The sequence below is a fragment of the Streptomyces sp. ME02-8801-2C genome (assembly GCF_033793965.1).
Classification (GTDB): domain Bacteria; phylum Actinomycetota; class Actinomycetes; order Streptomycetales; family Streptomycetaceae; genus Streptomyces.
This window is the reverse complement of record NZ_JARAXP010000046.1, coordinates 1-12591: the sequence shown is the minus strand read 5'-3', so window position 1 is coordinate 12591 and position 12591 is coordinate 1. Positions and strand designations below refer to the sequence as shown.

Sequence of the window (12591 nt, the reverse complement as noted above, 5' to 3'; positions counted from 1 at the left end):
GGATCACGGAGCGGAGGACCGGTGGCATGCGAAGCTGCCCGCATGCCACCGGTCCTCCGCTCCGTGATCCTCTTCCTCGTCGCCGCACTGTTCGAGATCGGCGGCGCCTGGCTGGTCTGGCAGGGCGTACGCGAGCACCGGGGCTGGGCGTGGATCGGCGCGGGTGTGCTGGCGCTGGGCGCGTACGGGTTCGTCGCCACGCTCCAGCCCGACGCGGAGTTCGGCCGCGTCCTGGCCGCGTACGGCGGTGTCTTCGTCGCCGGTTCGCTGGCCTGGGGCATGGCGGCGGACGGCTACCGTCCGGACCGCTGGGACGTGACGGGCGCGCTGGTCTGCCTCGCGGGGATGGCCGTGATCATGTACGCCCCGCGAGGCGACTGACCGAGGAACGCGGGGACAGGGACGGGTCAGGAGAACTCGGCGGGCAGCAGCCCGAGTTGCCCCAGGAACTCCATCTGGTCGAAGTAGAGCCGGTAGTCGACGATGTGACCGTCCCTGACCGTCGCGAGGTCGACGCCCCGGATACGGAACTCCTTCTGCGTCGCGGGCAGATGGTCGCCGGAGGGCAGCGCGATCGGCCCGGTGTTCCGCCCGCTGAAGTAACCCTCGTCCACGGCTGTGTCGCCGATCTCGTACGCCTCCACGGACTCGTACGTGCCCTCGGGCACCGCGTCCGTCATCTGCCGCCAGTACTCCACGATGTTGTCGCGCCCGAGGAGCTTCCCGCCGTCTGGGGTGACGGCGACCGCGTCGGGTGCGTAGAGCTCGGCGATGGCCTTGACGTCCGCCGAGGTGATCGCCTCCGTGAGCCGGTCCATGACCTCACGTGCTTCTCCCATGATCCACCTCCGTTGCCGCGGATCACCCACCCCAGTTTCCCACCGTCGCCCGCTCCCGGCAGCCCGGCACCGGCCCACCCTCCGGACACCCCGCCGACCACGCGTCCCACCTGCCTATCCTGGGCAGCAGCTCAGCCAGCCCGGTACATACGCCGAACACCCCGAGGAGCAGTCCCATGGCCACCGCCGCCCCGTCCGCCGCCTCCCGCATCGCCGTGGTCACCGGCGCGAGCAGCGGAATCGGCGCCGCGACGGCCCGTCGGCTCGCCGCGGCCGGCTACCGCGTCGTCCTGACGGCCCGCCGCAAGGACCGCATCGAGGCGCTGGCCGAGGAGATCAACGCGACGGGCGGCCAGGCAACGGCATACCCCCTGGACGTCACCGACCGCACGGCGGTGGACGAGTTCGCGACCGCCTTCAAGACCATCGGCGTCCTCGTCAACAACGCGGGCGGCGCACTCGGCGCCGACCCCGTGGCCACCGGCGACCCCGCCGACTGGCGCCAGATGTACGAGACGAACGTCATCGGCACCCTCAACCTCACCCAGGCCCTCCTCCCCGCCCTGACGGCGAGCGGCGACGGCACGATCGTGGTCGTCTCCTCCACCGCGGGCCACGGCACGTACGAGGGCGGCGGAGGCTACGTCGCCGCGAAGCACGGCGCCCACGTCCTCGCCGAGACCCTGCGCCTGGAGATCGTCGGCACGCCGGTCCGGGTCATCGAGATCGCGCCGGGCATGGTGAAGACGGACGAGTTCGCCCTGACCCGCTTCTCGGGCGACACGGAGAAGGCGGCCAAGGTCTACGAGGGCGTCGCCGAACCCCTCACGGCGGACGACGTGGCGGAAACGATCACCTGGACGGTGACCCGCCCGAGCCACGTCAACGTCGACCTCCTGGTCCTGCGCCCCCGCGCCCAGGCCTCGAACACGAAGGTCCACAGGGACGCGTGATGACGGACGACGCGGATGACACGACCGCCCGCGACCAGGACCAGGACCAGGAAAAACGACTCCTGGCCCTGGAGAAGCAGCGCGAACGCTACGTCTGGTACTACCTGGCGTACTTCCTCTTCGGCATCCACCTGGTGGCGTTCGTGATGATCTACGCGGTGAAGCACGCCCCGAAGTAAGTCCACACTCTGTGGACAGATACGCACTTACGGCCCACATAACCCACAAGAGTGAATATCACCGATCGCCCGAACGACGTCTGAACAGCCGATCTAGGCTCGCGCCACAACATAAAAACGACGGCCCGCGGCCGGGATTGCCGTCCCGACCGGGGCCTGACCATCAAGGAAGGCAGACTTCCCTGTGGCTGAACGCGAGCCTAGCGCGCAGCAATTCACTCTGGACGACGCCCTCGGCGTCGACACGACGGGGTTCATGAACCTCAAAGACCCCGACTACGCCTACATGTTCGGCTTCTTGCAGGCCGATGGGCATCTGGCGAAGGGAACGGGGCAGAAGGGGCGCCTGACAGCCGAGATCAACGCGCGGGACATCGACATCCTGCGCGAGTTCCAGAGGCTGACGCCCTACAACAGCAGCATCACGGAACGCACACGGTCCACGAATTTCGCCGCGACCCATCACTCGGCCACCTGGACGCTGTGCTCCCTCGAAGCCAGAACCCTGCTCACCAACCTCGGCCTGCCCTACGGTCGCAAGTCCAAGGAGATTGCCCCGCCACGCGGGCAGTTCGCGCAGCGAGACTACCTCCGCGGAGTCATCGACGCGGACGGCTCGGTGGGCTATACGGGCCAGGGATACCCGTTCGTTTCTCTGACCACGCAGAGCACGGCCATCGGCGCCTACATGTGCTTCTACGCCGGGAAGATCACAGGAGCCGAGCGCACCCTGAAGCGCAACGCGCGCGACGGCATCTACAACATCCTTTACACGAAGGAGAACGCCCAGGAATTGGCAGCCCACCTCTACTACAAGGACTGCCTGTCTCTGGAGCGTAAGCAGGTGGCGGCCGACTCCCTGAGCACTTGGATCCGCCCGGCAGGCATGAGGATCGCTCCCGACCGCCGCCGCTGGAGCGGCTGGGAAGACCGTGTACTGCTGCGACTGAACGACGACGCGGCGTCAGCCAAGGAACTCGGTCGGACCGAGAAGAGCTGCTACATCCGCCTCTGGCGTCTCCGAACCGGGAAGGTCCCCATTCCGGCCGATCATTGACAAGCTGCGCGAGGCCCCCGGTCACCTGCCGGGGACCTCGTAGTCAGCCCTTCACACAGATGACCTGCTTCAGCTTCGCCACGACCTCGACGAGGTCGCTCTGCTGCGCCATCACCTGGTCGATGTTCTTGTAGGCAGCCGGAATCTCATCGAGCACACCGGAGTCCTTGCGGCACTCCACTCCCCGCGTCTGCTCCTCCAGATCCCGTAGAGTGAAGCGCTTCTTCGCGGCATTACGGCTCATACGCCGACCAGCCCCGTGCGACGCCGAGTTGAAAGCCTTCTCGTTGCCGAGCCCCTTCACGATGTACGAGCTGGTTCCCATCGAGCCGGGGATGATGCCGAACTCGCCCGCCCTAGCGCTGATGGCCCCCTTGCGCGTGACGAGTAGGTCCATCCCTTCGTACTGCTCCTCCGAAACGTAATTGTGGTGGCAGGACACCTCTGGCTCGAAGGTGGGCTTCGCCTTCTTGAACTCACCACGGACGACGTCCTTCAGAAGTGCCATCATGATCGAGCGGTTGTGCTTGGCGTACTCCTGTGCCCAGTAGAGATCGTTTCGGTACGCCGCCATCTGCGGGGTGTCCGAGACGAACACGGCGAGGTCGCGGTCGACCAGGCCCTGATTGTGCGAGAGCTTCTGGGCAATTCCGATGTGGTGCTCGGCCAGCTCTTTGCCGATGTTCCGGGATCCGGAGTGCAGCATCAACCAGACCACGTTTGACTGATCGAGACATATTTCGATCATGTGGTTGCCACTTCCGAGCGTCCCCATCTGCTTTTCAGCCCGCCCGTGACGGAATTTGACCGCATCCGCAACCCCGTCGAACCGCCCCCAGAAGTCGTCCCACCCCCCGACGGCGAACCCGTGCAGCCGACCCGGGTCAACAGGACTGTCGTGCATGCCCCGTCCCACCGGAATCGCCTCCTCGACCTTCGACCGCAGCCGGGACAGGTCGCCCGGCAGGTCGTTCGCCGTCAACGAGGTCTTCACCGCCGACATTCCGCAGCCGATGTCGACCCCGACCGCCGCCGGGCACACCGCACCGTGCATCGCGATGACCGAACCGACCGTCGCACCCTTGCCGTAGTGCACGTCCGGCATGACGGCGAGCCCCTTGATCCACGGCAGCGTCGAGACGTTGCGCAGCTGCTGCATCGCACCGTCCTCGACCGACGCCGGGTCGGCCCACATACGGATGGGTACCTTCGCGCCCGGCACTTCCACGTACGACATATCGTCCTCATTCCCCCGGAAAACCAACAGAAGTCCTGAAACGCAAAACCGGCGCCAAGGTCAACGAAAGGGATGCCGGACCGGCGTACACGGTGGTGCGTGCGATAGACATTGTCTGCCGGTGACTCCCTTGCGCGGCAAGCGAATAACCAGCGGGGACACTGGAGCGAGTACCGCCCCACAATGATCGACAAGCCAAAGACCGCCTGAGATCGTCGAGAGGACCTGCCCGTGCAGCGGAAGGCCTACGTACCCGGCGTCGCCGCCCTCCTCGCGGCACTGCTGGCCGGCTGCACCGGCGGCTCGGGCGGTGGTGACACCACCGAGGACGCCAAGCCCGGCGACAGCGGCACCACCGCCCCCGTGGCCCAGCCCGGCCGTTACCGCACACTCCCCGAGCCCTGCACCGTGGTCAGCAACGACACCCTCGACTCGCTGCTGCCCGGCATCAGGCAGATCACGGACGAGGACCAGCGCAAGCAGGCGTACGAGGGCGAGTCGACCCTCACGTACAACACGGACCGCAAGGTCGGCTGCCGTTGGAAGGTGGAGTCGACGGACGCCACCGACCACCTCCTCGTCGACTTCGAACGGGTCGTCTCGTACGACAACTCCGTGAGCGACGACAGCCAGGCGACGGATGTCTTCGCCGGCAAGGTGGTCGCCGCGCACCTACCCGCGCCCGCCGCCTCCGCCACCCCGACCCCCACGCCCACCCCTACCCCCACGCCCACCGGATCCGCGTCCCCTTCCTCCTCCGCCACCACCACGCCCACCGACGCGGCCTCGGCCTCCCTGGACCCGGGAACGGGAACCGGCACGGGTACGGGCGCCGACGGGGACACCTCCGCCGCCGCCCTCCAGCCCCGTCTCCTCGACGGCCTCGGCGACGAGGCGTATCTCGACGACGAGCTGAGCGGCGCCGGTTCAACGGCCCAGCAGCGCACGGTAACTGTGGCGTTCCGCACGTCCAACGTCATCGTGACGATCGAGTACGTCGAGCAGCCGGCGACGCTCGGCACCGCCCCGGACAGCAAGGAAATGCAGGACAGGGCGCGGAAACTGGCCTCGCAGCTCGCCGGCGCGTTCGACTGACGGAGCGCCCGTTTCGCGTCGTACGGGCCCTCCGCGATGGGCGTGAAGCAAGGCCGCGCGCCCCCCTCACCGCGTACCGTGGCCCCTCGGACCCGATCCGACCGCAGGAACCGAGAGCCGCAGGAACCACAGCGCGATGAGTGAAGGAACCATGCACCGACCCGCACAGCGAGACCAGCGCAGCCGGACCGCCGTAGTGACGACGAAGCGACGGCAGCACGCCCTCGCCGCCCTCGCCGCCGTCCCCGTTCTTCTCCTGGCGGCCGTCGGCTGCTCCTCGGACTCGGGCTCCGACTCCGGATCGGGGTCGGGGTCGGGGTCCCCCGACAGCGCGGCGAAGACGGCTGAGGCCGGCGCGGGCGAGACCGTGAGCGCTTCGCCGACCGTGCAGCCGGCGGCGTACGAGAAGCTGCCCGAGCCGTGTGCGGTGCTGTCGGAGAAGACGTTGAAGGACCTTGTCCCGAAGGGTGTGAAGTCGGGCAAGGAGGGGTCGTCCAACGACACGTCGACGCGCGGCAGTTGCTCCTGGACGAGCCTGGTCAACAACGGTGTGAAGGGCTCCCAGTTCCGCTGGCTGAACGTGTCGCTGCTGCGCTTCGAGTCGACCGCGACGCGCGGTTCCGCCGAGGAGCTGGCGGCGGCGTACTACGAGAGCCAGGTGCAGGACGCGCAGTCGGCGGAGGGCGCGAAGAACACCCGCTCGGTGCCGGTGGCCGGTGCGGGCGACGACGCGACGTCGGTGCGCTACGACCTGAAGAAGAAGGAAGGGTCGTTCCGGCAGCAGACGGTCGTCGTCCGGGTCGAGAACGTCGTCGTGACCCTGGACTACAACGGTGCCGGGCTCGCGGGCGAGAAGACGCCGAGCGCGGACAGTCTGGCGAAGTCCGCGGAGAAGGCGGCCAAGGAGGCCGTCGCGAAGGTTTCCTCGGCGAACGGCGAGGGTGGCGCGGCCACGCCCGCACCTTCCAACTCCCCCACCTCGTCGGCCAGTTCGTCGGCGAAGCCGAGCGCGTCTCCGTCCGAGTCCGCGACGAAGTCGGCAGCAAAGGCGCCTGCCTCGTCCGCGTCGCCCTCAGCGTCGAAGAAGAACTGACCTTGTCTCGGCAACACGTACGCCGCACACATGTGCCACCCTGTTGCGCGCAACAACACGCACTGGGAGGGGAGTACGGGTGGCCGCGCCACTGCAGCTGACACGAATGCACCGGGTGCTCATCGGCGTGGTCGTCGCCGGTGCGGTCGTGATCGCCGGGATCGGCTTCGCGGGGTCGTACGCCGCCGTCCGTGAGCTGGCGATCAAAAAGGGCTTCGGGAACTTCAGCTACGTCTTCCCGATCGGTATCGACGCGGGTATCTGTGTCCTGCTCGCCCTCGACCTCCTGCTCACCTGGATCAGGATCCCGTTCCCGCTGCTGCGCCAGACGGCGTGGCTGCTGACGATGGCGACGATCGCGTTCAACGGTGCGGCGGCCTGGCCGGACCCGCTGGGCGTGGGTATGCACGCCGTCATCCCGGTGCTGTTCGTGGTCGCGGTGGAGGCCGCCCGGCACGCCATCGGGCGGATGGCGGACATCACGGCGGACAAGCACATGGAGGGTGTTCGCCTGACCCGCTGGCTGCTGTCCCCCCTGCCGACGTTCCTCCTCTGGCGCCGGATGAAGCTGTGGGAGCTGCGCTCCTACGACCAGGTCATCAAGCTCGAGCAGGAACGTCTCGTCTACCAGGCCAGGCTGCACGCGCGCTTCGGCCGTGCCTGGCGGCGCAAGGCCCCGGTGGAGTCCCTGATGCCGCTGCGCCTGGCGCGCTACGGCGTCCCCCTCGCGGAGACGGCCCCCTCGGGCCTGGCGGCGGCGGGCATCGAACCGGCCCTGCTGCCCCCGGCCCCGACACCGGCCTCGGTCTCCGCTTCGCCGGCGGCGCCCCAGCCCGCCCTGGAGGCGGCCGACGCGAGCGCGAGCGGTCGTACCCCGGAGGCGGCGACCGCCGTACAGAACACCCCGGACACGGCACCCGCCCAGGAGCAGCGCCCCGCCGCCGAGGGCGGCAGGGCCCCCGGGCAGCCGGAGAACGCCGAGCCCCAGAATCCGTGGCTCCAGGCGCGCGACCCCCGGACCATCGCGTACCAGGGCGGCTACGACCCGACGTACGACCCCGAGGCCGCGTACGCCCAGTGGGCCGACGAGCAGCAGCAGGCCGAGCAGTACGAGGCACAGCAGTACGAGGCGCGGCAGCAGTTCGAGGAACAGCGGCAGTTCGAAGAGCAGCGGCAGTTCGAGGAGCAGCAACGTTTCGCCGACCGGCGGCGGTTCGAGCAGCAGCGGTTCGAGCAGCGGGTGTTCGAGCAGCAGGAGTACGACGAGCCGGCCGCGCCCGACCCGGAGCCGTCCCCGGAGGACACCGGTACCTTCCCGATCCCGGCGGGTCCGGGCCGTACCCGTGAGATGGGTGCGGGCGGCGGCACCCCGGAGCCGACGCCGACGGAGGAGGACTACTACATGGTCTTCAAGAAGTCGATAGACGGCAGCTACCCGACCTCGGGCCAGTTCCGGGGTGACGTGGAAGCGACGTACGGCACCAAGCTCCCGCAGCGCGAGGCCGACCGGATGGTGAACCGCTTCACCAACCGCCACACGGCGGAACTCCAGGACGACCACATCGCGTAGTCCACGTTCTCGAGTTCTTCCCGGTACGACGGACGGGGCGCCCGGAGTTCACCGGGCGCCCCGTCGTCGTACCGGGAAGAACTCGTACCGCGACCCTTAGCGGGCCGCGTAGCCGAAGCGGTCGCCGGCGGCCGGGAGGCCGCCCGTGCCGGGCTGGTAGGTGGTGACGGCGGCGACGGCGCCGCCGGCGGTCACGTTGGAGTGGGGCAGGGCGTACAGGGTGCCGTACGTGTTCGGGCCGAGGGGCATGCCCACGTACAGCTTGGTGCCGGTGTAGTGGATGCTGCTGCCGAGCTGCTGGTTCGCGCCGGGGGTGCCGGGGATGCCGTCACCGTCACCGGCCTCGAGCCAGCGGTCGTTGGCGCCGGGGGCACCCAGGAGCGAGAACGTGTGGACGGCGCCGGCGTTGGCCGCCGTACCGACCGCCTCGTTGGGGTTTCCGACGGCCAGCTTCATCGTCGCCGTGGTGCTGACGGCACGCGGGGCGGTGTTGATGGCGGACAGGGCGACGCCCATGCGGTCGCCGGCCTCGGAGCCGCCGCTGACGTCGTCGTCGGCGGTGCCCTGGTTGATGCCGTTGAGCTGGCTGTAGGTGCCGGCGGCGGCGATACGGAAGGTCAGGACGGTGCCGGTGTCGGCCTTGGCGACGCCGTCGATGTCGAGGTCCTCACCGGGGGCGCCGACCGCGAGGATCGACTCGGTGGCACTGGCCGCCCCGGAGGGCCGGTACGGGGCCAGGGCCAGGGAGAAGCCGAACTGGTCGCCGGCCTCGGCGCCGCCGGAGACGGTGTCGAGGTCCTGGTCGAGGCCGAACCTCGGGGTGGGCAGGGCCGCCGAGGTCAGGGTGTGGGAGAAGACGGCCAGGTTGCCCGCGCCCGCGTCCTCGCCGATGGCCTCGCCGGGCGCGCCGACGGCGAAGAAGTTGGTGTCGGCCGCGACCGAGCCGCCGAAGCCGTCGTTGGCCTCGGCCGCACCGGGAACGTCGGTGCTGTCCTGGGTGACGATGATGTTGGTGTCGCCGTGGATGTAGAAGGCCGCGCCGGCCTTGGCGGCGCCGCTGACGGCCTCGCCGGGCGCGCCGGCCACGATGAAGGGTTCACCGGCCGCGGTGACCCCGGCGGCGACGGAGTCGCCGAAGCGGTCGCCGGCCTGCGGGGCGGCGGCCTTGAGGGAGCCGTTGCCCAGGCCCTCCTCGAAGTGGGTGTTCTTCTTGACGCCGGTGCCGAGGCCGCCGGGGGCGCCGTGCAGGACGTCGACGAAGCCACCGTCGACGGGGGTGCCGACGTCCTCGCTGGGCGTGCCCACGACGAGGTCGGTGCAGCCGTCCTCGTCGTAGTCGACGGTGGCGATGGACTCGCCGAACCAGTCGTTGGTCTCGACGCCGCCGGGGACCCAGTCGAGGTTCTGGTGGATCTCGGCGGTGCCCTTGCCGCCGCCGTACACGATGCGGACGACGCCGGCGGCGGTGACTCCGGCGACGGTGGCGCGCGGGTCGGAGATCGCGATGTCCTCGACGGCGTCGCAGTTGAAGTCGGTGATGCGGACCGCGCCGGTCTTGGAGTTCACCCAGGAGGCGAGGTCGTCGACGCGGGTGGCGATGCCGCCGGTACGGGTCTCGGTGGTGGCGATACCGAGGCAGCCGCCCTGGTAGGACTGGCTGCTCAGGGCGGCCAGCTGGGCGGTGCCGTTGACGGTGCGCACGAGGGGCCCGCCGGCGTCGCCCTGGCAGGCGGCGGCAGCGTTCTTGCCGGTGACCGTGGCGCTGGTGGCGGTGGCCGCGTCCACGTTGAAGGCGCCGGTGTGCAGGTTGAAGGGCGCCCACTCGGTCGTCGTACGCCCGAACCCGGCCAGGGTGAGCTCCTCACCGGCGGCGGGCGCGGTGGTGGCCAGGGCGAGGGGGGTGACGTTGGTGACCGGGCGGCTCAGCCGGGCCAGCACCGCGTCGCGGTCGGTACGCGGGACCAGCTCGACGATCTCGCGCACGGCACCGCCGGTGCCGGAGAGGTCGGAGCGGCCGATGGTCGCGGTGGTCTTGAGGGCCGGCTTGCCCGCGGGCACGGTGAGGCCGGCGGCCGGGTTGGCGACGAAGCAGCTGGCGGCGGTGAGCAGCCACTCCCGGTCGACGAGGACGCCGGAGCAGCCACGGTCGTTGTTCCCGACGATCACCTGCGCGGTGTAGGCGTAGGTGGTCGTGGCGGCGGGGACGGCGGGGCCGGTGACGGCGGCGGCCGAACCGGCGGCGAGCGTGGCGGAGCCCAGGGTCAGGGTGGCGGCCAGTGCGGTGAGGCGCACGGGTCTGGCGTGACGCATGTGGTGAGTCCTTAAGGAGCCGGAAAAGCAGACGAGACGGTGGGGCGTACGGGGCCTACTTGGCCGAGCGGATCTCCACGAGCATGTGCTCGCGGCCCTGCTCGTCGGCGCTCTCACCGACCGCGGTCCAGGTGTTCTTCTCCACGTCGAAGGACTTCTCCTCCGCACCCACCGTCATGTCGACCTCGGTCGCGTAGTCATTGCCCTTGACGGCGTAGACGGACGGGATCTCCATCGTCAGCCAGCCGGAGTTGCCCACGACCTTGAAGCAGATCCGGTCGGCCTTCTCCCGCGCCCAGACCTCCAACAGGCCCGTACCGCTCGCACAGTCGACGAGCGTGATGTGGCCGTCCCCGCGCTTGAGGACGATGTTCTGCTCGGCGAGGATCTTGTCCGCGTTCGGGTAGTCGAACGTCTCGACCGCGTACCCCGGAGCCTCGTCGGCGACGGCTTCGGCAGCGGTTCCGTTTCCGCCGGTGGGCGTTCCCGCCTGGCTGCCGGCCATCGCGAGCCAGGCAAGGGCACCGGCGGCCACGGAGGCGGCCAGGGTGCGGGTCACAAGGCGTCTGGTTTTCGAATCGGTGGTACTGAATGCCTTCATCGCAGTCCTAACGAATGAGAGAACGGGCGTGAAAGCTGCGGCGTGTCAAGGTCCGCAATTTCTTCGAAATTTTTAGCACGACCACAAAAGCGCATGCCGACGGATTCACCCCCCGCTCATATCCGCAGCTCCCTGCATACAAAACCGTTTACTCAATCTTTGTCCACAGGAAAGACCATCGCAAATCGCACAGATCCGAAAGGTGCCCAGTGACCTGCGTCACTCCGGGGGAGGGTTGTACAAGATTCCGTGGAGATTCCGAAAAGGAAAGATTTCCGGCGGATAACATTCCGTTTTCCAAAGGCTCACCGGCACCCCGGAAAGCGATTGCTTCCCGGCATTGACCCGGCAAAGAGTCGTCCGTACCGTCGAATCGGCAGGCTCGCCAACTCCCCTTCGTATGACGTGAATTGGGGAGCCATGTCATGTTTTCGCAGCCGTATTACGTACGGCTCAACGGGAGGATGCGAACTTTGCAAGCGTCATTGTGGAGCAGGCGGCGGATACTCATGGGCGTCGCCGGAGCGGCGGCCGTTCCCGCCCTGCCCTCGATCCTGACTCTGACCGCCACCCCCGCCTACGCCGCCGATCCGGTCGACACCGGCCTGCCGGACACCGACCGCGGCAAGGCCGTATGGGCGTACAAGACGGGCGGCCGGGCGGCCCGCGAGGCCGCCGCCATCGCCCTTACCGGATCATCGGCGGCCGTGTCGGCTTTTCTCACCGGTGAACTGCCCGCGGTGAATGCCGAGGACAACCGTTTCACCGTTCTCTCGTCGCTGTCCTACGCCGGTACGTCCACCCGTACCTCGGCCGAGACCGCGCTGTCCACGGGGGACACCGCGATCGCGGCCTTCCTCGAGACCGGCTACGCCCAGCCCCTGCAGACGGACCTGCGGGTGGCCGTCTCCACCGTCCTCAACAACGGCGGCACCGCCGTGAAGCGCGAGGCGAACAAGGCGCTGAACGCGGGCACGTCGGCGGCGCTGCGGACCTTCCTGGAGACCACCCAGTACACGGCACGCGCCGAGGACGACCGCTTCGAGGTCCTCACCATCGTCTCCACCGCCTCCCCGCAGGTGAAGGTGTACGCGGAGCGCGCGCTGTCCGACGGCACGCCGGCCGCGATCAGCAACTTCCTCGCCTCCGGGCAGTACATCGCCCGCGCCCGCGACGAGGAGACCGCCACGATCGACCAGTTGGTCAGGATCGTGGAACGCGAGGGCAAGCGCGCCAAGCTGCGGACGGACCAGGCGGTCACCGCCTCCGACCAGGCGAAGGAGGCCGCCGCGAAGGCCAAGGAGGCAGCGCTCCGGGCCGCCGAGGAGGCGCAGGCCGCGCAGAACGACGTACGCAAGTCGGCCGCCGCCGCCAACAAGGCGGCCAGCGCCGCGCAGGGCGCCGCCGACGCCGCCGGTACGGCCATCGCCGCGTCCCGTGCCGCCCAGGCCGCCTCCAGCCGTGCCGCGCAGGCCGCGCAGGGCGCCGCTGCCGCCGCCGCGGCCGCCGGGGGCGCCGCCTCACGGGCGTACAACGCGGCCATCGCGGCCTCCAAGGACGCGTCCAAGGCGTCGGCCGCCCGGTCGGCCGCCCAGGGCGCCCGGGACGCCGCCGCGCGCGCGAAGACCGCGGCGGCCGCCGCCGACCAGGCCAGGAT

11 protein-coding genes and 1 pseudogene are annotated in these 12591 nt (G+C 69.4%); 8 read left to right on the top strand and 4 right to left on the bottom strand.

The features are described 5' to 3' along the window. The first annotated feature begins 42 nt into the window (after window positions 1–42). Entirely contained in the window at window positions 43–381 is a 339-nt protein-coding gene (locus PV396_RS44840) for a YnfA family protein (protein WP_319214158.1), read from the top strand. Window positions 382–407: 26 nt separating this feature from the next. On the opposite strand, the gene PV396_RS44835 is transcribed toward PV396_RS44840, so the two are convergent. After that, entirely contained in the window at window positions 408–839 is a 432-nt protein-coding gene (locus tag PV396_RS44835; protein ID WP_319214153.1) for an SgcJ/EcaC family oxidoreductase, read from the bottom strand. Between the two features lie 176 nt (window positions 840–1015). Here PV396_RS44835 and PV396_RS44830 point away from each other — a divergent pair, with 176 nt between their 5' ends. The 3 genes from PV396_RS44830 (at window position 1016) to PV396_RS44820 (ending at window position 3028) form a co-directional block, all read left to right on the top strand. Continuing rightward, the gene (locus PV396_RS44830; RefSeq protein WP_319214152.1) at window positions 1016–1792 is read left to right on the top strand and encodes an SDR family NAD(P)-dependent oxidoreductase; all 777 of its coding nucleotides are present in this window, start codon (window positions 1016–1018) and stop codon (window positions 1790–1792) included. Continuing rightward, window positions 1792–1971: a hypothetical protein gene (locus PV396_RS44825; protein ID WP_319214151.1), complete on the top strand. Its 180-nt coding sequence runs from the start codon at window positions 1792–1794 to the stop codon at window positions 1969–1971. The genes PV396_RS44830 and PV396_RS44825 overlap by 1 nt, the downstream gene beginning before the upstream one ends. A gap of 184 nt (window positions 1972–2155) precedes the next feature. Next, window positions 2156–3028 (top strand): hypothetical protein, encoded by an 873-nt coding sequence (locus tag PV396_RS44820; protein ID WP_416071596.1) that lies wholly within the window; start codon window positions 2156–2158, stop codon window positions 3026–3028. A gap of 43 nt (window positions 3029–3071) precedes the next feature. Here PV396_RS44820 and PV396_RS44815 read toward each other — a convergent pair whose 3' ends face one another. Continuing rightward, the gene (locus tag PV396_RS44815; RefSeq protein ID WP_319214156.1) at window positions 3072–4265 is read right to left on the bottom strand and encodes an RtcB family protein; all 1194 of its coding nucleotides are present in this window, start codon (window positions 4263–4265) and stop codon (window positions 3072–3074) included. Between the two features lie 231 nt (window positions 4266–4496). Here PV396_RS44815 and PV396_RS44810 point away from each other — a divergent pair, with 231 nt between their 5' ends. The 3 genes from PV396_RS44810 (at window position 4497) to PV396_RS44800 (ending at window position 8023) form a co-directional block, all read left to right on the top strand. Further along, a complete protein-coding gene (locus tag PV396_RS44810) occupies window positions 4497–5360 on the top strand; it encodes a DUF3558 domain-containing protein (RefSeq protein ID WP_319214150.1) in 864 nt (287 codons plus the stop codon). A gap of 151 nt (window positions 5361–5511) precedes the next feature. After that, window positions 5512–6453, top strand: a complete 942-nt coding sequence (locus PV396_RS44805; RefSeq protein WP_416071595.1) for a DUF3558 domain-containing protein — start codon at window positions 5512–5514, stop codon at window positions 6451–6453. A 79-nt stretch (window positions 6454–6532) separates the two neighbouring features. Further along, window positions 6533–8023 carry a DUF2637 domain-containing protein gene (locus tag PV396_RS44800; RefSeq protein ID WP_416071594.1) on the top strand — a complete coding sequence of 497 codons (1491 nt, stop codon included), beginning with the start codon at window positions 6533–6535 and terminating at the stop codon, window positions 8021–8023. Window positions 8024–8119: 96 nt separating this feature from the next. Here PV396_RS44800 and PV396_RS44795 read toward each other — a convergent pair whose 3' ends face one another. Beyond that, the gene (locus tag PV396_RS44795; RefSeq protein WP_319214148.1) at window positions 8120–10333 is read right to left on the bottom strand and encodes a trypsin-like serine protease; all 2214 of its coding nucleotides are present in this window, start codon (window positions 10331–10333) and stop codon (window positions 8120–8122) included. Between the two features lie 55 nt (window positions 10334–10388). Then, complete coding sequence (locus PV396_RS44790) at window positions 10389–10838, bottom strand: hypothetical protein (RefSeq protein ID WP_319214154.1); 450 nt, start codon at window positions 10836–10838, stop codon at window positions 10389–10391. Window positions 10839–11407: 569 nt separating this feature from the next. Here PV396_RS44790 and PV396_RS44785 point away from each other — a divergent pair. Next, window positions 11408–12591 (top strand): annotated as a pseudogene (locus PV396_RS44785) (ALF repeat-containing protein); the annotation flags it as partial.